Annotated in this window: 23 protein-coding genes; 8 read left to right on the top strand and 15 right to left on the bottom strand. The window is 71.2% G+C overall.

The annotated features are described in order from the left end of the window. Positions 1-105 precede the first annotated feature (105 nt). The 3 genes from ACNTMW_RS03300 to ACNTMW_RS03290 form a co-directional block, all read right to left on the bottom strand. The gene (locus tag ACNTMW_RS03300) at positions 106-2,091 is read right to left on the bottom strand and encodes an acyltransferase family protein (RefSeq protein WP_426631830.1); all 1,986 of its coding nucleotides are present in this window, start codon (positions 2,089-2,091) and stop codon (positions 106-108) included. 173 nt (positions 2,092-2,264) lie between these two features. Next, on the bottom strand, positions 2,265-3,965 hold the full coding sequence (locus ACNTMW_RS03295) for a M16 family metallopeptidase (protein WP_426631829.1): 1,701 nt from the start codon (positions 3,963-3,965) through the stop codon (positions 2,265-2,267). Positions 3,966-3,988: 23 nt separating this feature from the next. After that, positions 3,989-5,083, bottom strand: a complete 1,095-nt coding sequence (locus tag ACNTMW_RS03290) for a hypothetical protein (protein WP_426631828.1) — start codon at positions 5,081-5,083, stop codon at positions 3,989-3,991. A gap of 137 nt (positions 5,084-5,220) precedes the next feature. Here ACNTMW_RS03290 and ACNTMW_RS03285 point away from each other — a divergent pair, with 137 nt between their 5' ends. Beyond that, positions 5,221-5,910 (top strand): DUF4232 domain-containing protein, encoded by a 690-nt coding sequence (locus ACNTMW_RS03285; protein WP_426631827.1) that lies wholly within the window; start codon positions 5,221-5,223, stop codon positions 5,908-5,910. A 20-nt stretch (positions 5,911-5,930) separates the two neighbouring features. Here ACNTMW_RS03285 and ACNTMW_RS03280 read toward each other — a convergent pair whose 3' ends face one another. Next, the gene (locus tag ACNTMW_RS03280; protein ID WP_426631826.1) at positions 5,931-6,512 is read right to left on the bottom strand and encodes a fibronectin type III domain-containing protein; all 582 of its coding nucleotides are present in this window, start codon (positions 6,510-6,512) and stop codon (positions 5,931-5,933) included. A gap of 721 nt (positions 6,513-7,233) precedes the next feature. Between ACNTMW_RS03280 and ACNTMW_RS03275 the strand changes: the two genes are divergently transcribed. Further along, positions 7,234-8,595, top strand: a complete 1,362-nt coding sequence (locus tag ACNTMW_RS03275) for a glycosyltransferase 87 family protein (RefSeq protein WP_426631825.1) — start codon at positions 7,234-7,236, stop codon at positions 8,593-8,595. Between the two features lie 82 nt (positions 8,596-8,677). Here the strand turns inward: ACNTMW_RS03275 and ACNTMW_RS03270 are convergent, their stop codons facing one another. Beyond that, positions 8,678-9,421 (bottom strand): 5-formyltetrahydrofolate cyclo-ligase, encoded by a 744-nt coding sequence (locus ACNTMW_RS03270; RefSeq protein WP_426631824.1) that lies wholly within the window; start codon positions 9,419-9,421, stop codon positions 8,678-8,680. 9 nt (positions 9,422-9,430) lie between these two features. After that, complete coding sequence (locus ACNTMW_RS03265; RefSeq protein ID WP_426631823.1) at positions 9,431-10,636, bottom strand: helix-turn-helix transcriptional regulator; 1,206 nt, start codon at positions 10,634-10,636, stop codon at positions 9,431-9,433. 183 nt (positions 10,637-10,819) lie between these two features. Here ACNTMW_RS03265 and ACNTMW_RS03260 point away from each other — a divergent pair, with 183 nt between their 5' ends. Both ACNTMW_RS03260 and ACNTMW_RS03255 read left to right on the top strand, forming a co-directional pair. Next, positions 10,820-10,990 (top strand): hypothetical protein, encoded by a 171-nt coding sequence (locus ACNTMW_RS03260; protein ID WP_426631822.1) that lies wholly within the window; start codon positions 10,820-10,822, stop codon positions 10,988-10,990. Then, positions 10,987-11,217: a flavin reductase gene (locus tag ACNTMW_RS03255; protein WP_426631821.1), complete on the top strand. Its 231-nt coding sequence runs from the start codon at positions 10,987-10,989 to the stop codon at positions 11,215-11,217. The genes ACNTMW_RS03260 and ACNTMW_RS03255 overlap by 4 nt, the downstream gene beginning before the upstream one ends. Positions 11,218-11,495: 278 nt before the next feature. On the opposite strand, the gene ACNTMW_RS03250 is transcribed toward ACNTMW_RS03255, so the two are convergent. Beyond that, the gene (locus ACNTMW_RS03250) at positions 11,496-12,644 is read right to left on the bottom strand and encodes a cellulose binding domain-containing protein (protein ID WP_426631820.1); all 1,149 of its coding nucleotides are present in this window, start codon (positions 12,642-12,644) and stop codon (positions 11,496-11,498) included. An 86-nt stretch (positions 12,645-12,730) separates the two neighbouring features. Next, positions 12,731-14,248 (bottom strand): cellulase family glycosylhydrolase, encoded by a 1,518-nt coding sequence (locus ACNTMW_RS03245; protein WP_426631819.1) that lies wholly within the window; start codon positions 14,246-14,248, stop codon positions 12,731-12,733. A gap of 426 nt (positions 14,249-14,674) precedes the next feature. Here ACNTMW_RS03245 and ACNTMW_RS03240 point away from each other — a divergent pair, with 426 nt between their 5' ends. Then, positions 14,675-16,210 carry a hypothetical protein gene (locus ACNTMW_RS03240; protein WP_426631818.1) on the top strand — a complete coding sequence of 512 codons (1,536 nt, stop codon included), beginning with the start codon at positions 14,675-14,677 and terminating at the stop codon, positions 16,208-16,210. A gap of 91 nt (positions 16,211-16,301) precedes the next feature. Here the strand turns inward: ACNTMW_RS03240 and ACNTMW_RS03235 are convergent, their stop codons facing one another. Next, a complete protein-coding gene (locus tag ACNTMW_RS03235) occupies positions 16,302-16,889 on the bottom strand; it encodes a TetR/AcrR family transcriptional regulator (RefSeq protein ID WP_426631817.1) in 588 nt (195 codons plus the stop codon). A gap of 91 nt (positions 16,890-16,980) precedes the next feature. On the opposite strand from ACNTMW_RS03235, the gene ACNTMW_RS03230 reads away from it, so the two are divergent. Then, a complete protein-coding gene (locus ACNTMW_RS03230) occupies positions 16,981-17,445 on the top strand; it encodes a GNAT family N-acetyltransferase (RefSeq protein WP_426631816.1) in 465 nt (154 codons plus the stop codon). 32 nt (positions 17,446-17,477) lie between these two features. Here the strand turns inward: ACNTMW_RS03230 and ACNTMW_RS03225 are convergent, their stop codons facing one another. Next, positions 17,478-17,930, bottom strand: a complete 453-nt coding sequence (locus tag ACNTMW_RS03225) for a cupin domain-containing protein (RefSeq protein ID WP_426631815.1) — start codon at positions 17,928-17,930, stop codon at positions 17,478-17,480. A gap of 125 nt (positions 17,931-18,055) precedes the next feature. Here ACNTMW_RS03225 and ACNTMW_RS03220 point away from each other — a divergent pair, with 125 nt between their 5' ends. After that, positions 18,056-18,451: a cupin domain-containing protein gene (locus ACNTMW_RS03220; RefSeq protein ID WP_426631814.1), complete on the top strand. Its 396-nt coding sequence runs from the start codon at positions 18,056-18,058 to the stop codon at positions 18,449-18,451. Positions 18,452-18,958: 507 nt separating this feature from the next. On the opposite strand, the gene ACNTMW_RS03215 is transcribed toward ACNTMW_RS03220, so the two are convergent. From ACNTMW_RS03215 to ACNTMW_RS03200, 4 genes are all read right to left on the bottom strand, one after another. Beyond that, on the bottom strand, positions 18,959-19,669 hold the full coding sequence (locus tag ACNTMW_RS03215) for a peptidoglycan recognition protein family protein (protein ID WP_426631813.1): 711 nt from the start codon (positions 19,667-19,669) through the stop codon (positions 18,959-18,961). A gap of 409 nt (positions 19,670-20,078) precedes the next feature. Beyond that, positions 20,079-21,008: an oxidoreductase gene (locus ACNTMW_RS03210; RefSeq protein ID WP_426631812.1), complete on the bottom strand. Its 930-nt coding sequence runs from the start codon at positions 21,006-21,008 to the stop codon at positions 20,079-20,081. Positions 21,009-21,131: 123 nt separating this feature from the next. Continuing rightward, positions 21,132-21,512 (bottom strand): STAS domain-containing protein, encoded by a 381-nt coding sequence (locus ACNTMW_RS03205; RefSeq protein WP_426631811.1) that lies wholly within the window; start codon positions 21,510-21,512, stop codon positions 21,132-21,134. Positions 21,513-21,669: 157 nt separating this feature from the next. Then, complete coding sequence (locus ACNTMW_RS03200) at positions 21,670-22,023, bottom strand: STAS domain-containing protein (RefSeq protein ID WP_426631810.1); 354 nt, start codon at positions 22,021-22,023, stop codon at positions 21,670-21,672. Between the two features lie 158 nt (positions 22,024-22,181). Between ACNTMW_RS03200 and ACNTMW_RS03195 the strand changes: the two genes are divergently transcribed. Continuing rightward, positions 22,182-22,535 carry an STAS domain-containing protein gene (locus tag ACNTMW_RS03195; RefSeq protein WP_426631809.1) on the top strand — a complete coding sequence of 118 codons (354 nt, stop codon included), beginning with the start codon at positions 22,182-22,184 and terminating at the stop codon, positions 22,533-22,535. Between the two features lie 135 nt (positions 22,536-22,670). Here the strand turns inward: ACNTMW_RS03195 and ACNTMW_RS03190 are convergent, their stop codons facing one another. Continuing rightward, positions 22,671-23,891, bottom strand: a complete 1,221-nt coding sequence (locus ACNTMW_RS03190; RefSeq protein WP_426631808.1) for a CapA family protein — start codon at positions 23,889-23,891, stop codon at positions 22,671-22,673. Positions 23,892-24,004 lie beyond the last annotated feature (113 nt).

Genomic DNA, 24,004 nt, shown 5'->3' with positions numbered 1-24,004 from the left:
TGGCGGGCCACCCCTTCTTCCTGTCGTCGTCCGCTCGGCACCCGGCCGAGCTTCGCCCGCTCCTCCGGCGCCGGCCGGAAGTGTCCGCTTCCCTCGCCGACCGGCCTACTGCGCTCTCGCCGAGCCGGCGTCGGGCAGTTGGGGCGCCAGCTTGCCGACGAACCACCGTGCGCCCTGCGGCGTGAAGTGGATGCCGTCGTAGCGCACGACGAGCCCGTCCATGGTCATCGGGCACGTACCGTCCGGGCAGACGGTCCGCTGCATCATCACCAGGTGCATGCCCGGCGTCTCGGCCGCGACCTGTTCGTAGATGTCGTTGACGGCGTCGCCGGTCGGGGTGGACGACGAGGGGAGCCGGCAACTGTTCGTCGCCGGACGAGCCGCCAGGCATGCCTTGGCGTTCCCGGAGTTCGGTAGCACACCTGGCGTTACCAGGGTCGCGCCTGAGGCGGTCACCTGCTCGGCGACGTGGCGCAGTGCGCCGTGCAGCCCGGTGGTCCACTCCGGGGTGAGCGGCTGCACGAGTCGCGAGTCAGGCGTGGCGTACGCGAAGATCTCGAAGTGCGACAGCGCGAAGACCATGGACGGGTGGTACGTGTCCAGCATCCTGCGCAGTCGCTCGTCGGCGTCCGCGGCGCACTGCGTCTCATAGGGCGTCGGCGGCTGGGGCGCGGTCAGGGTGAACGGCAGGCCACCGATGCCGCAGCCCACCTTGGCGGCGAGCACGTAGCCCCAGCCGCGCCGACGAGCCAGGTCGACGAAGCCCGGGTCGAGGGCCATCGCGGTGGAGTCGCCGACGACGGCGAGCACCGGCCGCCCGTGGGGTGCCGGAACCCGCCAGCACATCACGACGTCTTTGCCACATGGCGCCAGGTCCATTCCGATCAGCTGCTGCCGCTGCAGGCCGGTGGTCCAGTTGGTGCTCACGACCACTGATGCGCTCAGGCAGCCCAGGACGACGGGCACGGTGACCGCCAGTCGCAGCGGCGTGCCCACCGCCAACCGCGGCCGCCCACGCCGGATCGGCCGTTCGACCAGGTAGTACGACGCGGTCGCCAGGATGAGGGTCAGGACCGACTCCACCCGGGCGCCGACGGGAAACGCGGGCGCGAAGGTGTGGATGACGTCGGGCGCGAACATGATGACCGGCCAGTGCCACAGGTACAGCCCGTAGGAGATCCTGCCGACCCAGCGGGCCGGGCTGATCGACAGCACGCGGGCCAGCGGCGACTCCGGTGCGCGTTCCACCGCCCAGATCAGGACCGCCATCACCACGGCGATGAGGGTGGCTCCACCGTGGTAATAGAAGCCGACGGTATCGCGGATCACGAAGAGGAACGCGATCGTCGCGGCCGCAGCGAGCGGGCCGAGCAGGTACGCGCTCCGGCTGACCGGTCCGCCCGGTCCGCCCGGCTCGGCGCGGGCGGCGATCCGGCGGACGGCCAGGGCCAGCAGTGCGCCGATGAGGAGTTGCTGGGCCCGGCCGTCGGTGCCGGCGTACGCGCGGGTCGGGTTGTTCGGCTCGTAGAGCATGATCATGGTGATCGCCGAGGCGGTGGCGCCAAGGGCCAACACGGCCGGCATCCACCGGCGGCGCCAGCGCAGCAGTGCCAGCACCAGCAGTGGCCACACGAGGTAGAACTGCTCTTCGATCGCCAGCGACCAGGCATGGCGCAGCGGCGACTGCGCGGCGAACTGGGCGAAGTACGACTGGTCGGCCGCGATCATGTGCCAGTTGGCGTAGTAGAAGATGGTGGCGAGCAGGTCCCCACGGCGCTGTTGCCAGTCGCTGAGCGGCGCCCAGATCCGGACGGCGACGGCCACCGCCACCACCATCAGCAGCAACGCGGGCATGAGCCGGCGGACCCGGCGGGTCCAGAACGCGGCCAGGTTGATGCCACCGGTGCGTGCATGTTCGTCGAGCAGCAGGCCGGTGATCAGGTACCCCGACAGTACGAAGAACAGGTCGACGCCGAGGAAGCCGCCCGGCAGTATCCCGTCGCGCAGGTGGTAGATGATGACGGCGCCGACAGCGACCGCACGCAGGCCGTCCAGGGCCGGCCGGTATCCGGAATGTTCTATTCTTTGCACTGGTATACGGTAAATATTCTTAATGTCCATATTTGCGCGCCACGCGGTAGCGGTGCCGCGTCGATGCGCCGTGCCGTCGTGCCGTGCCCGGATTCGGGTCACCGACCGGGAGAAGCGCTGGTGACGTGCGCTTCTCCCGGCCGGCGGCGGCTGGTGGGAGCTTGCCGGTCAGGCTACCGACGGCCGGCCTTGCGGCGCTGGCGGGCGATGAGAACCGCCGGCAGCGCGAGCATGACGGCGACGAACCAGAAGAGGCCGACGCCGAGCCAGAGGTCGGAATCCGACCGCGACTCCGGGTCGGTGGCGCCGCCGAACGTGGCCAGTCCCGTCACGCACGCGACCAGGCCGGCGACCACGAACAGCACGATCATCACGGTCTTTTCGATGACGCCACCTTTGCGCGCGGTGCGTCCGGCCTGCCGGGTATCCGGCTGCGGGATGGCGTCCGGCCGACGGGCCGGCATGGGTACGGTGACCGACGCGGGTACGGCCGCGTCGATGGGCGCCAGCGCGGCCGGGGTGACGGCGTACAGGGTCGGCTCGATCCGCAGGGACATCCCGTCGTACCCGATGAGCTGGCGGGCGCCGTCCGGCCACGCGAGCTTCGCCGCGCACTGGTCGTACCGCACGGTGGCCACGGCGTCCGGGGCGACGATGCTGACCCCTTCGGGTCCGACGATCAGCTTCTGCGCGATGTCCTCGCGCGACCGGTATCCGGCCCCGCTCACCGCGCGTTCCGACGCCGTCGGTGCCGCCGTGAAGCCGGCCCAGTCCGCCCGGTGGCCCTCGGGCACCATGAGCAGCGCCGCGCCCATCGCCTCGACGGCGACCTCGTGGACGTCCTCGACGGTCACCGCGTGCAGCTGTTCCCGCAGCTCGTCGAGCGAATGGTCCGGCTGGCCGGTGACCAGGTCGACCGCCCGTCCCGGGAGCCGGGCGGCGGCGACGTCGGGGTTGCACATCGCCTCTTCGGCCTTCGTCCGGTAGGCGTCGAGGTCGGACTGGTCGATCCGGCCCACCTTCAGTTTCGCCAGCACGTCGACGAACGCGCCCAGCGCGGCGTCGCGCTTCTCGGGCAGCGCGTCGGCGACCGTCGTGATGGTGGCGAAGTCGTCACCGCGCGGGTCGTACGACGTGCCGATCGTGTACGAGAAACCGCCCTCCTGGCGCAGCGCGCGGAACAGCTCCCGCTCCAGTACCCCGGTGAAGGCCGGGGCGGCCGACCGGCGGCGGACCAGGGAGTCCAGGACGACGGTGGTACGTGTCCCCTGGAAGTACGCCGGGGTCACCGGCAGCGCCGACGAGGGCGCGGGCACCGGCCGGCGCACCCCGTCGGGCAGCGGCAGCCGCAGGCCGGCCGGCACGCCGTCACCGGCGATCCACAGCACGGCGTTCTGCCGGGTGAACCAGGTGTCGACCCAGCGGCGCACGTCGTCGGCGGTGATCTCGGACAGGCCCCACTCCGGGTAGCTGACCAGCCCGTAGTCGCGGGCTCCGTACCGCCACAGCGGCAACCGGTCGTTGACCCCGCCGCTCCGGCTGTTCTCCTCGGTACGCAGGATCTGCTTCTCGGTGTCGAGCCGCTCGAACGGCAGGTTGGTCAGCCCGTCGCACACCCCGGTCAGGAAGGAGACGACGTCGTCTTCGTTGCCTTGCGTGTAGAAATGGGTGACGACCGTGCCGGTGATGCCGTTGTAGTGGTAGTCGGTGAGGCCGTGCCGGTACATCGCCAGGTGCTCGACCAGGTGGGTGATGCCACCGCGGGCGAGGGTCTCGTCGGCCCGGCCGACCCGGAACACCAGGCCGGCCCGCATCGGCCCGGACGTGGGGGCGACCAGCGTGGGTACCCCGTCGACCTCGATCCGGTCGGTCATGCCGCCGCTTCCTTCCTCGCCGGTCACGCCGCTGCCCCCTTCTGCAGCGCCTCGGCGCGGTACCGCTCGAACGCTGGTGCCTCGGTGCCGAGGTAGGCCCACGGGAACCTGCTCGCGAGGTGACCCACCGCGCGGAAATGCACCGCCGCCTCCCGGTACCGGCCGGCGAGGCTGAAGACCGCGGCGAACAGGTTGTGTGCCAGGACCCAGCCGTACGCCGGCCGGAACGACGGGTGCAGCACCGACCGCGAAGCCGCCTCCACCAGTTCCTGCTGTACGGCCGGCTGGCGCAGGTACGCCGCGCCCTCCTTGTCGCTCAGGTCGAGCCAGCGCTCGAGGTGCCCCTCGGCGACCACCGCGGCGCTGAGCGCACCGTCCGGAGCGCTGGTCATGCAGTCCCGCGCGAACGTGTGCATCGCCTCCCAGGAGCCGCTCCACTTCGGGCAGAGTTGCTGGACGACCTGGCGCTGCGCGTCCAGGTTGTGCGGGGCGTACGCGGCTGCCCGGTCGTAGCGGCGGCGGGCCTCGGACTGGCCGAGTTCCAGCCCGCGCGCGGTGGTCAGGCGCAGCGTCCAGGCGGTCACGTTCTCCGGTTCGAGTGCGGTGACCTCGATCAGGATCCGCTCGGCGCGCCGGAGGTACTCGTGGAACGTCGCGAACTGCTGCCGGCTGACGTGCTGAGCCCGCGCACCGGTGCGTACGCCCCAGCCGACATGGATGAGACGGGTGGCCAGCAGGGTACGGGCCAGCGTCGACGCGGTCTCGGTCGCGGCCTGCTGTTCCAGGAACGCGCCGGTGCCGGCGGTCTCCGCGACGACCCACGCGGCGGCGTACTGGAGACCCGGGTCGGCCTGCGTGGCCGGGAGCGAGAAGAAGGCGGCTATCGACGGCCAGTCACCGGCCGTGACGGCGTGGCGGACCTGCGCAACTCGGGGTACGCGGCGGCCGGATCGAAGTCGGGCGGGGGTAGGGAGATGGACACGCGCAAGATCGTACGGTCCATGTCGATCAATATCAGTAGCTATTTGACGCCGACCACCCTGGCCGACCGGAGGAGGCTGCCAAGATCGGCGCAACGTCCGGGAAGTCGTGGTCTCCGGCTGGGGCTGAAGCCACAACTTCCCGGACGTTGCGGCGACCTTGGGGTGCGCGGCCGGGGTGCGGGTCGGTGTCGGGTTGTCGCCCGTCAGGCACCGGACACATGGGCCCGTTTCGGGCCGAGCGCGACTACATTCGCGTATATCGCTAGACCGCGATGTCGGGGCCGCCCTCGAACGCGGCGGCCGAGGAGAGCGGGGTACTGATGGTACGGGGAACGCTGCTCACGACCTGCCTGGCGACCGTGGCCGCGGCGACGCTGGCCGGCTGTGGTGGCTCGGGCGAACCGGCGGCGCCCGGATCGTCGACGCCGCCCGTATCACCGCCGGTGACGGCGTCGGCGCAGCCCCCGGCCGTCGTTCCGGCGAGTGGTCAGCCGTCCGGCGGTCCGGGCGGTGGCTCGTCCACCTGCACCCTCGACCACCTCAACGTCACCCTGGTCCACTCGGGTGCCGCCGCCGGCCACTACGGCTTCGTCCTCGTCTTCCGCCACGACCAGACCCCGACCTGCCGGCTCCAGGGGTACCCGGGTGTGGCGGCCCTCGACGCCCAGGGCGCCCAGGTGGCGCAGGCCCGGCGTACGCCGTCCGGATACCTCGGCGGCCTGGCCGACCCGAACGGGCAGCCGCCGGTCGTCGACCTGGCGCCGGGCGGGGTGGCCTCGGCGCTGGTCGAAGGGACCAACGTGCCGCCCGGCGGCGCGACGAGCTGCCCGCTGTACCAGGGTGTGCTGGTCACCCCGCCCGACGAGACCCACTCGGTGCGGCTGGACGTGGAGGCGAACGGGTGCGGCGGGCTGGACGTGCACCCGGTGGTACCGGGGGAGCGGGGTACCCAGCGGGGCTGACGCGGGTACCGCCGGGCGGCTCAGCCGGTGGGCGGGGACGGTGTCGGGGTGGGTGACGGGGCGGGCGGGGGCGTCGTGTCGCCGGTGTCCGTGACCGGGGTGACCACGGTGACCGTGTTCGAGGACGTCGAGTGGTGGACCCCGCCCTCGTCGTAGGCCGTGACCCAGAGGCGGTACTCCGTGGTGGGCTGGATGCCCGTGCTGATCGTGACGGTGGTGACGTAGCCGACGCGCTGCGACGTGCCGACATCGTTGAACGCCTGGAAGTACGCGACGTCGTAGCCCGCGACCGGGCAGCATCCCGGCGTCGAGGCCGTCCAGCTGAGTGTGACCGTGGTCGAGGTGACGCGGGTGGCGGTCAGGTTGGTGGGCGGTCCGGGCGGGAACGGTGAGGGGTTCGGCGTCGGGGCGTCGGGTGCCGGAGCGAGCGGCGCGGTCGCGCCGGTGTTGGCTGCGGAGGCCGTGGCCGGGAGAGCAGCGGACCCGGTGTCGGCCCGGGCGCCGGTCACGCCGATCGCGGCGGTGAGCGCGATGGCGCCGACGACGGCGGCGGAGAGCGGGAGCCGGAAGCGACGACGCGGGTACGGATTCACGGCTGGCATGCTCCGAGAATGAGGTGACGTATTGATGTGTGTCAAGGAACCCTCGGCGAAGCCGCGGCAAGGAATCCTCGGCGAAGCCGCGGCAAGGAATCCTCGGCGAAGCCGCGGTGCCGTTCGGGTGACGGACCCCTGTCGCACTCACCACCTCGCCCTGCCCGCGTGACTGTTCATTCACTCATGTCGTGTCACGCCGCACACCGGGTATGCATTGGCCCTCCGCGGTTTTCGCGATGGAGGGTGATGGCGACAACCGGTTGGCGGAATGCAATACCGCGGTGGGTACCGGGCGCGGCGGTCGGACGAGCTGAAGGCCCCGGCCGCCGTGCCCTCACTGCGCCGAGGGGAAGGCTGCCGGAGTCGGCCACCTCACGCTGCCCGCCACCCGGGGCGACTCCGGACGGTGGATCGGCGGTTCGGTGGGGCAGTGGGTCAGGCTTGATCCGGCAGACAAGGCCAGTTCGCTGACCACTCCGGGGCCGGGTGGCGTGGCGGGCCGAACGGCCGATCGGCCAGGCCGTTCAGGTCGTGGTTCATGCCCGAGCGACTCCGCCGACACCGGCGAAATCCGAGGGGCCGGCGCGTACATTGTGACGGCGCGGATGCCCAATATGCGGTTTCTCTGCGTAAAAGAGCTGTACATCATCGTTTGAGCGTCCGGCGGGATCGTTTGAGCGCCCCGCGCAGGTCTGCGGATGACGGGGACGGGATTGGGATGAGCCCCATGGCGACGACGGTGGGTACCGCGCTGGCGAACTCCTCGCCGCGATCCGACGTGCTGGCCGTGCCCGCGTGCCCGGATGGTGCGACCGCCCGCGTGGCGACACCGGCCGTGCCGGAGAAGGGAACGACCGCGAAGCGGCTGCTGGTCCTGGCCGTGCTCGCGGCCGGGGTCGGTCTCTTCGTCGTCGCCTCCGCGCGCTGGCAGGGGCAGTTCGACCTCAGGGTCTACCACGGGGCGGTCACCCGCTGGGCGCACGGCGGCGACCTGTACGGATACCTGCTCCAGGGCCAGCAGCGCGCCTACGGCTTCACGTACCCGCCGTTCGCCGCGCTCGTCATGCTCCCGATGGCGGCCGTCCCGTGGACCGTCGCCGCGGCCGTGCTGGCGACGTGCTCGCTCGGGGCGACCATCTTTCTGCTCGCCCGCCTGCTCGATCCGGCGATCCGCAACGGCTGGACGGTGGCCGGCGGCATGATTCTGCTGACGGCGTTCGAGCCGTGGCGGGACACCCTCACTCTGGGACAGATCAACGTCCTGCTGCTGGCCCTGGTGGCGGTGGATCTGCTGGTTCTCCTCGGGCGCTCGCCGCTGGCGGGCGCGTGCGTCGGACTGTGCGCCGCGATCAAACTGACCCCGGCCATTTTCATCCTGTACCTGATCGTCGCCCGCCAGTGGCGCGCTGCCGCCGTGGCGGCCACGACGTGCGCGGCCGCGACAGGATCGACGTGGCTCATCGCGCCCGAGACGTCGGCCGCCTACTGGCACGATGCGCTGTGGCAGACCCAGCGCATCGGTGATCTCGCGTTCGTCTCCAACCAGTCCCTGTCCGGGCTGGTCCATCGCCTGTACCCGGCCGGCCGGGGTACGGCGGTGTGGCTCGCGCTCGCCGCCTGCGTCCTGGCGTTGTGGATGTGGCGCGCCGGACGGGCGGCCGCCGCCGGTGACCACGTGGCCGGGCTCGCGCTCACCGGCACGGCGGCCTGCCTGGTCAGCCCGATCACCTGGCTGCATCACCTGGTCTGGCTGCTGCCGGCGATCGCGGTGCTGGCCAACGCCGCGGTGCAGGCCGACCGGGACAACCGGCCGCCTCGTCACCGACTGCCGTCCCGCCGGTTGTTACTGTCCCGCCAACTGTCGTCTCGCCGGCTACTGTCGTCTCGCCGGCTACTGCCGGCCGGTGCGGCCATGGCGGCCTTCGGTCTGCTGTGCAGCCGGGTGATCTGGTTGTTCACGGGCCATCACACCGGGCTGGGAGTGGTGGGCGCCAACCTCGGCGTACTGCTCGGAGCGGCGCTCCTGCTGTGGTTGCCGACCGGGACCACGACCGCGCGAAGCGCCGGCCGCGACGAGTGCCTCGAGTGACGCAACCTGCCGGCGCACGGTGGCGACCGATGCCGCCGCCGACCCTCCGTCCGATGACGCTCCGTTGGGTGTCTCGTCCGATCTATGTCGACGGCGTAGTGCCACGGACGTGCACGAGTCGGCCGAGAACGGGGATTTCCCGTACCATCCCGGCCGTCAGATGTTCCATGACGATCCCGGCGGGCCGTCGCGCGGGGCCGCACTCGATCACCTCGTCGGGTGTCACGATCACGTCGACGCTGAAGTCGTGTTCGGTTTCCGGTAGGTCATCGTCAATGACCTGAAGCTGATGCACGGTGGTCACGATCGTCGTGTCCGGTCCGATCAGTCCAGCCTCGGTGAGCAGCGCAACTTCGATGTCCGAGTACCCGGCGCCCTTGCCGACCCGTACGCCGCCGCGATTGACGGCCACGCTGCCGCAGACGATGAGGCCAACCGGGCGCATCTCGTCTACCCCGATGGTCAGTGCAGCGCCGGCCGCGCCGGCACCGGTCGCGGCCCTCTCGAACGGTTCAGACAGTTCAGCCGCATCGAGCAGGTAGAACGGCTTCGGGGTGGCGAGCCTTGGCGCCGCCATGTAGAGCAGCTTGCCCTCGCGGAGGGCATTGACGCGTACCGGCAACTGGGCTTTGTCCGGATTGGATTTGATGACCGACGCCGCTCGCCACGGACCCAGGTCAGCGAGCCGGGCGGCTGCCTGGTCAGCTCCCTCAAAGTCCGGGATGTGCCCGAGAACCCCGGGTGGTGCGGCGCCCTCGCGTTCCAGGGCAGTCCAGACATGCTCGCGGGCTGCCTGCTTGGCCTTGTCGATCTTGGTGTCCGGCATGGCGGGCTCCTACGCGGCAGTCATCAACGTCAGAAGCCTATCGTTGACCTCCAGTACCGTCGGTTCGTTGCGCCAGGGCCGCAGCTCCCGGGCAGCGGTGAACACGATGTTGAGGCCGCCTCCTCCGCGCGTCTGCTCGACCACGTCGATTGCTTCATGGAGGCGGGCGGTCGCGCTGTCGATGTCGCGCTGCCGGATGCTCGCCAGCGCCAGGTTGCCGAGCACGATGGCGGTTGCCTTCCGTCGTGACTGGGGAAGCTGCCGGGTCGCGTCGAGAACCAGTTCGGCCTTGTCCGGTCTGCCGAGGGACAGCCAGCACGACCCGACGAGCCGCCCGTGCTGACTCGGGCAGAATAAGGCAGTCGCCGGATCATCCGGCCGAACCCGGCCGAAGTGCGTCTCTGCGGCCGCAAGCGCTTCACCACAGCTCCGAGCCTCGCCGAGCATGGCGTACGCCTCCCCGACGTGGAGCAGAGCGAGGCCGGCGATGACGTGACTGTCGTGTTGACTGGTGACGGCTGCACGGCGGGCGCGTGCCAGGCCAGCGGCAGGGTTGCCCGTTCCGTACAGGGCAAGGTAGCTCTTGCGCAGTTCTGCGTTGGCCTCGGCCACGGTGTTGCGGATCTGCCGGGCGGCGGTGATCGCCTGGTCGAAGTAGCTGGCCGCAACGGTGTGGTCGCGTCGATGGGACGCGTCCCAGACGAGTTGGCCCATCAGAGTCGCAGACTCGGTGACCGCCGCCGTGAGTTCGCGCTTTACCCGGGCGGCGGTGGCATGTTCCCACAGGAAGACGGCTTGCCCGTGGAGTTGACCGGCCTCCGCGAGTAGCAGGGTGGACGGAACATGCTCGTACTGCTCATCGAGGCGTTCCACCTGCTCCCGTAGGTAGGCGACGGAAACGAGATCAACCCTGGTGGGGTGCATGAGGACATAGTGGAGGCGTTCGTTTGGCCGGGACGCCGATTCACCCACGTCGGCCAGCAGCTCGGCAAGTTCCTCGACTGAGAGCTTCAGAGCAGCAGCGAGGCGAGGCCGATGCCACGGCTGCGGATCGGTATCGGCCCGTTCCCACCGAACGACGGTTGAGCGGTCGACACCCACGACGTCGGCCAACCGCTCCTGGCTCAACCCCACGGCCTTGCGCCGCTGGGCCAGGCGGTACCGCCGGAGCGGCGTGATGTATTCCCCCTCGCCATGCCAGCGTGACGGATTCATTCAGCCAGGTCCCGTGATGCAACGCAACAGGGATGCATCAGATCCGCGCAGTTCTCGCAATGGAGAGCGGCGCCTCCGACCGGTTGGCTGGAATCCAGCACCGCGCGGTGAGTACGGGGTGCGGCGGTCGGATGAGCTAAAGGCCCCGGCCGTCGTGCCCTCACCACTCAGAGGGGAGTTGCCATGGACCCGGAAGCCGTGGCCCGGATACGGGCCGCGCACAGTCCCACCGTCACCTGGTGGGGCTGCGCGGTCCAGCTCACCTGCGTGACCTGCCGGGACGCGTACCCGTGCCTGGCCATCGTGGCGCTGGCCGAGCGGCTGCACCCACAACGGGTCAGGCGGTTCCGGTGACCGCGCTGCACTCGCCGATACGGCCACAGTGGATCTGCGTGGGCTGCGGGTACGCCTGGCCGTGCCCGACCCGCCGGGGTCAGCTCGCGGCCGAGTACGACCGGGCGCCGGTCTGCCTGTCGCTGCTCATGTCGGCCCACTTCGTCCAGGCCGCCGCGGACCTGCCCGGCGTACCCGCCGGCGACCTGCGCATGCGGTTCGTCGTCTGGCTGCCCGGTACCCGGTAACGGCGGTGCCCGGCCCGCCGCCCCCGACCCGCCCCGGTCCCGGCGCCGCCCGCCGTCCGTGGTGATTCACGACCCCGGCAACGCTGATGCCGCCGATACGGGTGGGGACGGCCCGGTGGCAGGCGTGGGAGTGCTCAGGCCATGCCCTGGTCATCGCCGGCTTCGTCATGCGGGTCGGCGCGTCGGGACAATCCCGCCACGGCGGTACCGCCGGTCGAGCCGGCCGCGTCTGACATGCCGGGGCGGACCCGACACGGGTCCGCCCCGTCCGTTCCCGTTCAGGTGAGCGTGCAGCTCACCGGGGGTACCTCGTTGGTGACGTTGTTCCAGGACGCGAGGAAGCCGAACGTCGTGGACGCGCCGGGCGCCAGGCTGCCGTTGTAGGTCGTACTGCGGGCGGTGACGGTCGCGGCGTTCTGGGTGAGCGTCACGTTCCACACCTGGCTGACCTGCTGGCCGTTGGCGTATGTGAACGTGGCCGTCCACCTCGACGAGGGGCTGGTCGAGGCGTTCTTCACCGTGACCTCGCCCTGGAAGGCGCCGGCCCACTGGGAGATCACCCGGTAGGCCGCGACGCACCCGGTACCGCTGGGCGGTGGGGTCGTGGACGGCGACGACGTGGGCGTAGGGCGGGACGTGGGAGTGGGGCTCGACGTGGGCGTAGGGCGGGACGTGGGAGTCGGGCTCGACGTCGGCGGCGGTGGGACCACGCCGTCGAGGACCCGCGCGAGCGCCGGGTACCACCGGTCGGCCATCTTCCGGAAGCCGGCGTCGTTCGGGTGTACCCCGTCGCCGGTGTCGGTGGCCGTGTTGAAGCCGGTCCACTGGTCCACCACGACGATCGGCGACCGGGCGGTGGTGAGCCCGGCGGCCCAGCCCGGGATCGCGTTGTTGAGCGCCACCACGCCGGAGGCGCACGGGTTGCAGGCCATCGGGATGATCTGCGCAACGATGATTTTCATGTCGGGGTTGTTGGCCCGCATCTGGCCGACCATCTTCGTGTACGCGGCCAGAATCGTGTCGGTGGGGATGGTGCCGCCCCACAGGTCGTTCGTGCCCAGGTGCATGAGCACGATGTCGGGTTTGGCCGCGTTCAGCCACGGCGGCAGTTGGTTCTGGTCGGCGATGCCGGTGGCGGAGTAGCCGCCGTGGCCCTCGTTGTCACCGTCGTACGAGAACCCGTAGTTGCAGCCGCCGTCGGGGACGCTGCCGACGAAGTCGATGTTGGTGTATCCGGTGGTCTGCAGGCGGTTCCAGAGCAGGGCGCGCCAGCACCCCGGCCCGGCGGTGATGGAGTCGCCGAGCGGCATGATCCTCACCGGTGCGGCAGCGGCCGAGAGCGCGGGCCTGGCCAGCGCGGTCATGATGAACACCAGCGTCACCGTGAGCGCGGCGAGGACGGTGTACAGGGCGGGTCTTCGCGGCATGGTCGGTTCCTCCGTGCGTCGATGAACCTCGGCCGGCCCGTGCCGGGGCTACGGTGGCGGGCCGGCCGAGGTGTCGATGGATGCGGTTACGGGGTCACGGAGAGCAGGTGCGCCCGGTAGCCCTGGCCGTAGGAGTTGGTCGGGGTGCCGTTGTAGTCCTCGATGAGGACGTTGCCGCCGCTGCATCCCCACGGGTTCCAGGTCCAGGCGGTGTAGCCGAGACGGTGCTGGTCGAGCCAGGTCATGAGCTGGTCGATGTAGTCGTGCGCGCAGGTGTCCTGGCCGATCTCACCGGCGTGTACCGGTACCTGCGCGGCGACCGTGGCGATCTGGCTGTCCCAGCAGGACGGGGTGACGCACGCGTTGAAGTTGTACGAGTGCCACGAGGCCACCACGTTGTTGAGGGGGTCTTTCGGCTTGTACGTCAGCCACTGGCTCAGGTCGTTGGTCCAGGTCAGGCCGGGGACCAGGAGTACGTTGCCGGCGCCCGTCGCGCGGACCGCGTCGACCAGGTCCTGCATCCCGGCGACCTCGTAGCTGATGCCGGTACAGGTGCCGCCGTCGCGTAGGCACTTCCACGCGGCGGTCATGTCCGACCAGTTGTTGGACGCGTCCGGGTACGGCTCGTTGAACAGGTCGAACAGGACCGCGTTGTTGCCCTTGAACGTGTTGGCCACGCTAGTCCAGAACTTCGGCGTGTACTCCCTGCTGGGCATCGGCTTCTGGCAGGTCGCGTTGACGTCTGCGCAGGCCGAGATGTTGCCGGTGTACTGCCCGTGGGTCCAGTGCAGGTCGAGGATGGGGTTGATGCCGTTGGACACCAGCAGGTTCACGTAGTCCTTGACCGCCTGCTGGTACTGCGTGCCGCTCGGTGAGCCGAAGGTGCCCAGCCAGCAGTCCTCGTTCAGTGGGACCCGCACCGCGCGGATGTTCCAGGACTTCATCGCGTTGACTGAGGCTTGGTCCACCGGGCCGCTGTCCCACATCCCCTTGCCCTGTACGCACGCGAATTCACCACTTGACCGGTTCACTCCGAGTAGCCGGTAGGCCGCCCCGTTCGCCGTCACCAGCTTGTTGCCGGACACGCGCAACGCTGGCGCGGTGCCGCCGGGCGGTGGACTGGTGGGCGGGGTGGTGGTCGGCGGCGCGGTCGTCGGTGGTGCCGTGGTCGGGCTACCGGTCGGAGGCGTCACCGAGCCCGTACAGGTCACGCCGTTGACGCTGAACGCGGTGGGTACCGGGTTGCTGCCGCTCCACGAGCCGATGAAGCCGACGGACACCGAGGCGTTCGTGGCCACGCTGCCGTTCCAGCTCACGTTCGACGCGGTGACCCGCGTGCCGGACTGCGACCAGGTCGCGTTCCAACCCTGGGTGACGCTCTGGCCGGCGGCGGGGAAGGCGAACTCCAGCTTCCAGGAACTTAACGGGCCGCCCAGGTTGGTGAACGAGACGTCGCCCTGGAAACCGCCCTGCCACTGGCTGACCACTGTGTACTTCACGGAACAGCCGCTGCTGGCGGCGGACGCGGTGGTCACCGCCGCGGCGCTGCCCGCCACCACCAGGCCGGCCGCCGCGGTTGCCACCAGGGCGGCGCGGGATCTCATCGGGATCTCCTCGATCTCATTACGTTCTCCTCATATAACGATGTGCGTCGATGAAATTGCCCCCGATGGTGGCGAACTTAAGCGGTTAAGTCAAGCCCGACTCCGGCGCCGGTGGACGGCCGCTGTGCGTGGGGTGGACCGCCGGGCGCGGGGTGGACCGCCGGGCGCTGGGTCGCCGGGCGCTGGGTCGCCGGGCGTGGGGGTGGGTCGCGCGCCCAAGATCCGCGCAATGTCGCCGACATTGCTGCTATCCCGCGTGAGGTAGCAGCAATGTTCGCGACATTGCGCGGATCTTGGAGCGGCGTTGAGTGGCGCAGGTGGGCGGGGTGGCGGCGCGCCGGGCAGGCCGTGTGTCCGGCGGGCGGGTGGGGTGGCGCGGTGTCCGGCGGGCGCGTGGGGTGGCGCGACCGTCCTACGCTCCGGCCGGTGAAGAGTGAGGCCCAGCTCGATGAACGGATTTCGCCCGCACCGCTGCTGAGAGGGCTGGCGAGAAACCCGGCGTCGCCGATCGACGTCCTGCTCCGGCTCGTGGCGGAATACCCGGAGCAGGTCCGGGACGGGCTGCGGCGCCGCCGTGACATCCCGCCGCCACTGCGGGACGCGATGCTGCGCCATCCGTCGCCCCGGATCCGGGGCGCGTTGGCCACCCATGTTCGGCTCGACCCGGAAACCCGGGCCGTGCTGCTGGCGGACCCGGACTACCTGGTGCGGATGTGGGCGTTCGGCCGTCCCGGCCAGCGACCGGTCCCCGACGCCGTGCTGGTGCGGCTGCTGGCGGAGCTCGACGACCCGCCTCCCGGCACGCTGTTCAACCGCGTCGAGCTGCTCAGCGAGTTGTTCCACGCGATGCGGTACGACCGGCACCTGATCGGGCTGGCCGCCGCGCACCCCCGCCCGGGGGTACGCGGGTACGCCGCCGGCTTCCTGGACGTGCTGGACGAGCCGGCCCGCCGGGCGCTGCTCGACGACGAGGCGCCCGAGGTTCGGCAGGCGGTGGCCGCGCACGTCGCGTACCGGCAGCGGGTGATGAAGCCGGCCGACCTACCGGACCAGCAGGGCCACGCCTACTGGCAGGTGCTCCAGCGTCCGCTGTCCCGGGCGCTGGTCGACAAGGTCCTGGCCGGCGGTGACGTGGCGGCGCTCGGTGTGCTCGGTGGCAACCCGACCACCCCGCCGGACGTGGTCGACACGCTGCTGCGCCACGCCGACCCGGCGGTCCGCGGGGGACTCGCCGGGCGCGTCGACCTGACCGATGACCAGCTCGCCCGGCTCGCCGCCGACCCGGCGGTCGAGGTGCGCACCGCGGTCTCCGTCCACCCCGGTCTCGCTGAGTGGCAGCGCGCGGGTATCGACATCGACGTGACGACGGTGCCGGGCGACGGGCACTTCGGCCATGCGGACGTCCCGTGCTCCGGCCGGTACCCCTACGGCTCCCTGCCGGAGCTGGTCGATTCGATCCGGTGGGCCCGTTCGGTCAACCCGCTGCTGCGCCGCCGGGCGGCCCGCGATCCCCGGTTGCCGGCGGAACTGGTCGCGCTGCTCGCCGACGATCCCGATCTCGGGGTACGGGTCCTGCTCGCCCAGCACCATCCGGCCGCGCCACCGGCGCTGCTGCTGCGCTGCTATCTCGAGTACCGCTCGTGCGACCGGTGCGGTCGGGACCAGCTGAGCGAGCTGCCGCAGTTCCCCACCGAGGGGCTGGCCCGCTTCGCCGATGACCCCGATCCGGCGGTACGGCGGTTGGTCGCCCTCGATCCGTACGCCGACCCGACGCTCGTCGACCGGCTCAGCGCCGACCCGGACGCCGTGGTGCGTCAGGCGATGGCGAGCTGTCCGCGCCTGCCGGTACCGCGGATCGTCGTGCTGCTCAATGATCCCGAGCTGGCCGAGGACGCCGCGGCCAACCCGGCCCTGCCGGTCGGGCGGATGCGGCGGATCCTGGGTGGGGACACCGTGGACTGAGCCGGCGCGACCGGGAGGCGCCGCCCCTGAACCCGGTAGGACGCATCACCCGGGTCGATGTCGGGCCGAGGGGCCGTGCTCGCCCCCGGGCTCAGCCGAGGCCGTACGCGGTCAGCGTGGCGTCGAGCGCGGCGCGCTGCGCGTCGGGCGGGTAGCCGTCCGGATCGGCCACGGCGAGGACGGCCGCACCCTCGACCATGGCGACCAGGGCGGTCGCGCTGGTCGCCACCCGCGCCGAGGGCCAGTCGGGCGCGGCGCCCGTGACGAGTCGGATCACGCGGTCGCGCCAGGCGTGGTTGTGGGTGCGGTGGGCCGCGGCGAGTTCGGGGTCGCTGACGGCCGCGGCGAGGAACCCGAGCCAGACCACGGCGTGGGTGCGGCTGTCGGGATCGAGGGCGAGGCTCTGGGCGAGTACCGCCCGCAGCGCGGCGCGCGGGTCGGTGGCGGACGCCTCGCGGGTCTCCATCCGCTGCCGGGTGCGCTCGTGCAGCAACTGTCGGGCGTGCAGCAGCAGCGCCCGCCGGTTGGGGAAGCGGTGCATGACCAGGCCGGTGGTGCAGCCGGCGGCGGCCGCCACGGCGCGGATGGTGAGCCGGTCGAGTCCCTGCTCCGCGAGCACCTCCCAGACCGCCCGGGAGAGTAGCTGTTCCTGGGCGGGGCGGTTGGCCGTACGTGACATGGGCCGCTCCCGGAGGTCGGTTCACCGGTTCGTAACGCTCGTTACTGTAACATCCGTTATCGTAACGGATGTTATGAGCGGGGAGGCGAGCATGGCGGACTGGTTGATCGAGGAGCGCCCCTGGGACGACCCGACGGGTACGGCGCTGCGTGCGGCCCAGCGCGCCGAGCTGGACGAGCGCTACGGCTGTGACGACCACGAGCCGGGGATACCTCCGTCGGCCGCAGACATCGACGTGTTCCTCGTCGCGGTCCATCGGGCTGATGGCAGCGCGCTCGGCTGCGGTGCTCTGCGCCGGCTCGGTGCGTCGGTCGCGGAGATCAAGCGGATGTACGTCGTGCCGGGCGCGCGAGGCACCGGGGTGGCCACCGACATCCTGCGCGCGCTGGAGCGGGCCGCGCTCGTCCGGGGCTGGTCGACCCTCCGGCTGGAGACCGGTACCGCCCAGCCCGAGGCGATCCGCTTCTACGAGCGGGAGGGCTACCGCAGCATCCCGCTGTTCGGCAGCTACGTCGGCTCGCAGGTCTCGGTCTGCTACGAGCGGGCGCTGGCCTGACCGCGGTCTCCGGGCGTCCCGGGGATCGCGGGTCAGGGCCGGTACGGCTCGGTGGCGTAGCGGCTCATCACGTCCAGAATCGCCAGCGGATCGGCCCCTTCGCCGCCCCTGGCCAGCTCTCCCAGCTCCCGGAAGTAGTTGACGTACCGGTCCGGCGTGACCGTACACAGCATCGTGGCCGGCCGGTCCCGGTCGGGGTTGGCGAACGTGTGCGGGGTGCCGATCGGCGCGGTGACCAGGTCGCCGCCGGGTACGTCCAGGTGGTCGGTACCGGAGATGAACCGTACCGTCCCCGACAGCACGAAGAACGTCTCGTCGTGCTCGCGGTGGACGTGCTGCGGCGGCCCGGGGCTGCCGGGGGCGAGGGACACCTCGACGAGACCGAGCCGGTGGCCGGTGTGGCTGCCGTCCTCCAGGACCCGGATGTGCAGCGGCCCGACGGCGATCGTCTCGGCGGTGTCGGGGGTGACCAGGCGTACGCTCATCGTGGGCGCTCCCTTCGGTCGGGTGGTGCCGTACGTCGACCGGATCGCCCCATCGGCTACCCCGCCGTGGACTGGTCAACCCCGGCCCCTGGTCCGGTGCCACCGGGCCGACCAGGATCGGTGGCATGGATACCGATCCCGTCAATGTGACCGACGCGCTGGCGTCCTTCGACGACGTCTACAGCCCCCGGATCGTGGCCCGGGTGAACGACTACGACGTGCGGATCGCCCACACCAGGGGCGAGCACATCTGGCACGTCCACGAGGACACCGACGAGTTCTTCCTGGTCCTCGACGGCCGGTTCGACGTCGCGCTGCGTGACGCCGACGGCGTGGAGACCACGGTGGTGTTGCACAAGGGTGACACGTTCGTGGTGCCGAGGGGCACCGAGCACAAGCCGTCGTCGCCGGGTGGGGAGATCCTCATGTTCGAGCCGTCGGGCACGTCGTCGACGGGAGACCATCATGAGGGCGACCTTCCGGCCCACGTCGACAGCACCACCGGTCACCCGTTGTCCTGACGGATCGTCGCGGGGGCCGCCCCGTACCGGCGAGGCGGCGGCTGACGAGGTCGCCGTCGCGCAGGTGACCGGCCAGCAGTCCCCGCGTCCGCGAGCCGTCGATCAGGCGATCAGGCGATCAGCCAACGTACCCGCCTACAGCCGCTCCGGACCGTCCACCTTGGTCCGGGACCACGTCGTCCTTCGGCTGTTACGTCTGCCCCCTCGACGCGGGATGGTCGGCGGGCTGGACCGGGGCGAGCGCCCGCACGGCTTCCAGGATGACGGCGGGGGTGCGCCCGACCCGGAGCAGGCCAGGTAACCGGATCTGACCCAGGTCGAACCGCCACCCATGGCACCGCAGGTGACCGGCCGCCCGGCCCGTACCTTCGCGCAGTAGCCCTTGCTCATGATCCGCGCAATGTCGCAAACATTGCTGCTACACCGTCGGCGGATAACAGCAATGTCCGCGACATTGCGCGGATCATGAGCGCCGCCGGGTCGGCCGGGGGCACTGGGTCGGCCGGGTCAGCCGAGGCGGGCCGCCACCGCCGCCCGCAGTTCGGGTAGCCGGTCGTGGAGCAGTCCCGGGCACTGGGTGTTGTTGAAGTCCTTGTGGCCGTAGATCTCGGTGGCTGGGATGCCGTACTGCTGGCAGGTGAACGCGCAGAACGCGATCAGGCTGTTCCACAGCGCGGCCGGCGGCTGCACGTCGAGGTAGGTGCCGTCGTTCTCGATACCGATGGCCTGGTTGTTCTGGCCGACGCAGTGCGCACCCTGGACCATGGTCTGGCCGTGCAGTAGCGCGTACAGGCTGCCGTGGCGGCCTTCGGTCAGATAGCCGCCGCGGCTGTTGGTGAAGTGCTGCCCGGAGTCGCCCCACCCGTTGGTGTCCATGTGCAGGTTCTGGATCTCCCGGGCGTTGGCGAACGCCCGCGCCTGGCTGTAGTCGGTGGTGTTCGGGAACGCCGTGTGGTGAATGATGATCTTGTTGGGGCGGTTCTGGAGTACCGTGATGTTCGTCGGCGGCCGGGCGCCCCAGGCGGCGCAACTGGCGATGGTGGGCTGGTCCACCGCCGCGAGCGTCGTCGGGGCTGTCGGGGTCGACGCTGACGGGGGTGTCAGTGCCGGATCCGGCGGTACGGCGAGAGCCGGCCGGGCGGCGAGTGGCGCCGCGGATGCGGCGCCGAGGGCGACTGCACCGCGCAGGACCGCGCGGCGGGACAGGGGGGTGGGCATCTGACCTCCGGGGCGGGGAAGAGAGATCCATTGATGCATACCGATGACTCCGCCGGCAAGGTGTCCCGAAAGTTTTTTACCGTACCGGTGGCTGGCGGGGAAATTGTTGCCGGATGCGGACCCGGTGAACAGCACGATTCTTGACACAAATCCCACCAACGTGCACCGGTGCCCACCGGTTCGCACGTCTGTTCGCCATCGACCTCCGGCGTCCTCGCCGCGGGTCGGCTGCGGGTGGTCTCCGTCGGGCCGTCTTCGGCTCGACGAAGGCCGCACAGCCGCACGGGGCGTGGCTTGTTTGGGCTCCACGCAGGATCACGCGGATGTTCCGATCGTTGGCGCCGGGCCGCGTCGTGATCTGCTCGCGCCGAACCGATCGACGGCGGTCGTCAAGCGGTTGCCGGGGTACTTACCGGATGAGGTCGAGGCCGGTCAGGTCGGCGGAGAGGGCCCAGAGGTGGGCGGCCGCACCGCCTTCTGCCGGTCCGTCGTCGCAGATGCGGCAGTCGGCGCAGTACTCGCCGCCCCGCCCGTCGAGCTGGGGTGAGGCGGCGGCCCAGACCAGGGTCGCCGCGCCCTGCTCCGGGCTCTTGAACAGCCCCGGCACCGGATTGCCGTCGGCGTCGACCCAGCCGGCGGCGACCATCTCGTCGACCGTGAGGTGCCGTTGCAGGGCGGTGCGGATCCAGCCCGGGTTGACGGAGAAGGCCCGGACCCCGTGCGCGCGTCCGAGTCGGTCGAGATGGCGGGCGAACAGGATGTTCGCGAGCTTGGACTGGGCATACGCGGCCCACCGGTCGTAGCCCCGGGAAAACTGCACGTCGTCCCATCGGATACGCCAGGACGGGTCGTACCCGGAGGAGACCGAGACGACGCGGGCCGTACCGGCGGCCGTGAGGGCGGGCCACAGCAGGTGGGTCAGCGCGTAGTGGCCGAGGTGGTTGGTGGCGAACTGCGCCTCCCAGCCGGGTCCCACCCGCGTTTCCGGGCAGGCCATGATCCCGGCGTTGGCGATCAGGATGTCGAGGGTGGGGTGGCTGTGCAGGAACCGCTCGGCGAACACCCGGACGGAGCCCTGGTCGGCGAGGTCGAGCCGGTCGACCTCGACCCTCTCCACGCCGGCGAGGGCCCGCTGCGCCGGCTCGGGCCGGCGGGCCGGCACGACGACCCGCGCTCCGGCGCGGGCGAGTGCGCGGGTGGCCGCGAGGCCCAGGCCGGAGTAGCCGCCGGTGACCACCACGGTCCGGTCGCTGAGGTCGGCGCCGGCGAGAACATCGTCGGCGGTGCTGGCGGCGCCGAAGGTACTGACATGTATGCCTGTGATCGGGTGACCGTTCATGCCACGGACGCTAGGTGCTGGAGCGCGGTCCAGGTCAACCGGTCGGGACAGGATGGCGGGAACGTGCACCGGCGGCGGCGCCGCCCGCCCGACGAGGTCGGTGCCGGCTACCCGCTGGGTGGGTCAGTCGGCGCTGACCAGGGCGGTGGTGTCGGCGCGGGCGGTGGGCAGGCCGAGCGTGACGTCGAGGCCCAGGATGCCGAGGATCCGGGCGGCGAAGGCGCTGACAGCGGTCAGTCGTAACCGCACACCGACCTGGTGGCTGATGCGCTGGGCGACCACGAGGGTGCCGATGCCGGTGGAGTCGACGAAGCTCAGGCCGCGAAGGTCGAGCCCGATCGCGGTGAGACCGCCCCGGTTGAGCAGGGCGGTGATCGCCGTCCGCAACTGGTCGGCGGTCGCGCAGTCGAGCTCGCCGTTGACGGCCAAGACGACCTCGCCGGAGCCGACCTCTTCGATCTTGATGCGCAGTTCGGGCTGCTTCGTGGGGACTGCGATGTCCATAGTTCGGCGATCTTAGTCAGGCGACCGGCTAACGGTCGATAGCCGAACGGTGGAGTAACGGTGGCGGGCGCCCGCCGGATCCGGGTGGCGGGCGCTCCGCGCCCGGAGGCCGGCTACCGCCGGTCGAGCAGGTTTGCCACCCGGGCCCGGAGGTCGGCTACCGCCGGTCGAGCGGGTCGCCGCGGCTCGCGCCGTCGAGGCTGCCGAAGACCCGCAACCGCGAGGTCAGCCCGCGTCCGTGCATCGCTTGGAAGATCGGTTCTCGCGGCGCGGCGAACCGCAGCTCCACCCCGGCCACCGTCGACGCCCGGTCGCACGCGTCGAGCATCGACAACCCGGCCGAGTCGCACGCCGCGACCTCGCTGAGGTCGATCACCAGGGCTGGCCGGTCGCCGGCCAGGAGGCGAGCCACCTCGGGCTCCACCGACAGCACCGTGTCCTCGCACAATCCGCCGGCCAGCGCGAGGACGGGGGCTCCGTGGGCCTCGTATGTCGACCAGGTCAGGTCCATGGGGGAACGGTACCCACTCAAATCGTCACTGCACTAGGTAACGCTCACTTAGCGGAACGTATAACGCCCCTGTCCGTTCGTTTGGATCGCGGATAGGGCGTACGGTGGATGCCGCCGGACGCAGCGGGAGGAAGACGAACAAACGTATGATAGATGCGATGATCTACACCCGCCGGGCTCCCGACGGCAGTGTCCTGGTCGAAATCCGCGGTGAGATCGACGTCCAGAGTTCCACCCGGCTGCGCGACATCCTCGTCGACACCGCCACCCGGCTCATGCCGGCCCAGATCATGGTCGACCTGCGGCACGTGACGTTCATCGACTCGACCGGGATCGGCGCGCTGGCCGCCGGCCGCAACGCGGCGTACCGGCGGCACGTGGGCTTCGCCGTCCGCAACGCCACCGGCATGGTGGCCGCCCAACTGCGCCAGACCGGCCTGGACGGCGCGCTGGCCGCCGACGCCGCGCGCCGGGCCGGACCCTCCGGGCCGGTCGCCCCGTCCGCACATTGACCACCTCCGGTACGGTCGGTGCCGGCCGGCCCCGGGGGCCCGCCGGCTGGCCGGCAGCCGGCAGCCGGAAACCGAGGCCACCGTGGACCGCCGGAGGGTGGAACCCTCACCGGGGGTCGCCGGGCAGCGGGGCGCTCACCGGGGGCCGGTGGACCCCGGGGCGGACACCGGCGCCACGGCCAGGCCGGCGACGTCGGCGCCCCGGCTGCGCAGCGACCGACTGATCCGGTCGTAGGCGGCCTGGTAGACGGCGCGCTGCGGGGCCGGGGTGGCCGGATCGGCCAGGACCCGCGCCAACTCCACAATGTGGATCTTCGGCGTGAGTTCGACCCAGGTCGGCAGCGCCTCCGCCCTGGTCACCCGCCAGTGGCCCGGAGTGGCCTCGGTGAAGGTGAACCGGGGCATCACGCCCTCCCGGCTGGCGTCGATCGGATCCTCGTGGCGGGCCACCTCGTTGCCCATCCCGTACGCCACCCACTCCCCGTCGATCTGCTCGAACGGCTGTACCACGTGCGCGTGGCAGCCGAGGATCAGGTCGATCTCCGGCGCGGCGAGCAGTTGCCGGGCCCAGCGCTGCTGGTCGGCATCGGCGTCCACCTGGTACTCGGTACCCCAGTGCAGCGACACCACGACGATCTGCGCGCCGGCCGCCCGCGCCCGCCGCGCCTCCGCGATGATCGCTTCCGGGTCGATGAGGTTGGCGATCCACTCCTGCCCCGCCGGGCGGTCCAGGCCGTTGAAGCCGAAGGTGTACGACAGTTGCGCCACCCCCACGCCATGTACCGGCACGATGTTCGGGGTCTGCTGTGCCGCGGCGTCCCGGTAGCTGCCGGCGTGGCGCAGCCCGGCGGCGTCCAGTGCGTCCACGGTGCGGAACACGCCCTCCGCCCCGGCGTCGAGGGTGTGGTTGGACGCGGTCGAACAGGTGTCGAACCCGGCGTCCTTGATGGCGGCGGTGACCTGTGGCGGCACGTTGAACGCCGGGTACCCGGAGAACGGCCCACCGGGCGCGCCCACCGGCGTCTCCAGGTGGCAGACCGCCAGGTCGGCGGCTGACACGTCGGGCTTGACGTCGGCGAACACCGGTGCGAAGTCGTAGCCGGACCGCCCCTGGGCCCGCGCGTCCGCCGCCGCCTGCTCCCACAGTGGAGGGTGCAGCAGCACGTCCCCGGCGCCCAGCACGGTCAGCGTGCGGGGCGCCGGGGACGTGCCGGCGGGCGGCGTCGGGCGCGTCGCGGCCCGGGGGCCGTGCGGGGCGGCGGAACGGCCCAGCACCGCCCGTACCCCGAGTGCGGCGAGCACCGCGACCAGCGCCGCGGCGACCAGAACGGTGGTACGGGTCCGGCTGCGGGTCACCCGAGCACTGTCGCCCATCCGTACGCCGCCGGCAAGGCGGCGGGCCGGTTACCCGGCGACGGATCGTCGCCGGGTAACCGGCGCCCGCGTCCCTGGCCGCTAAGCCTGGCCGG

It is taken from the genome of Planosporangium spinosum, assembly GCF_049999945.1.
Lineage (GTDB): Bacteria > Actinomycetota > Actinomycetes > Mycobacteriales > Micromonosporaceae > Planosporangium > Planosporangium spinosum.
This window is presented reverse-complemented; position numbering and strand designations above follow the sequence as displayed.